The following is a 368-nucleotide window of genomic DNA, read 5'->3' as shown; positions in this document are numbered from 1 at the left end:
TAAAACCGATATTTGACAAACAAAAAGAGCTCGACAAAATCGAAACGGTAGAGCTTATCAAAGACATAGCCCAACAGACGAAAAGCATAATGGGCAAATATGACCGAATACAGGCACAAAACAAAATAGACAACGACGAAGAAATTAAAAAAGGCCTAAAAGAAAAAACCGAAAAGCAGCTAGAAAAAGAAGAGGTTAAAGCTCAACAAGACCCAAGCTATACCCCAAAAAGCTACGACGAACTTTACCAGCAAAATTATTATAATGCCGTCAGCGATGCAGTGGTAAAAAATGCAAAAAACAACCTTGGCACCATGGGTGGAGATGTCAGCAAAGGCATAGACTCAGCCGCATCAATCATTACCGGC

General features: G+C 39.9%; 1 protein-coding gene. It reads left to right on the top strand.

Annotated features, from left to right (window positions below; all coding sequences use genetic code 11):
• On the top strand, positions 1-368 hold a 368-nt coding region (locus A9G47_RS14155), incomplete at both ends, for a hypothetical protein (protein WP_176700644.1).

The sequence above is a fragment of the Gilliamella sp. WF3-4 genome, from assembly GCF_001690275.1.
GTDB classification, from domain to species: domain Bacteria; phylum Pseudomonadota; class Gammaproteobacteria; order Enterobacterales; family Orbaceae; genus Gilliamella; species Gilliamella apicola_C.
The sequence above is the reverse complement of the archived record's forward strand: the minus strand, read 5'-3'. Positions and strand labels throughout refer to the sequence as shown.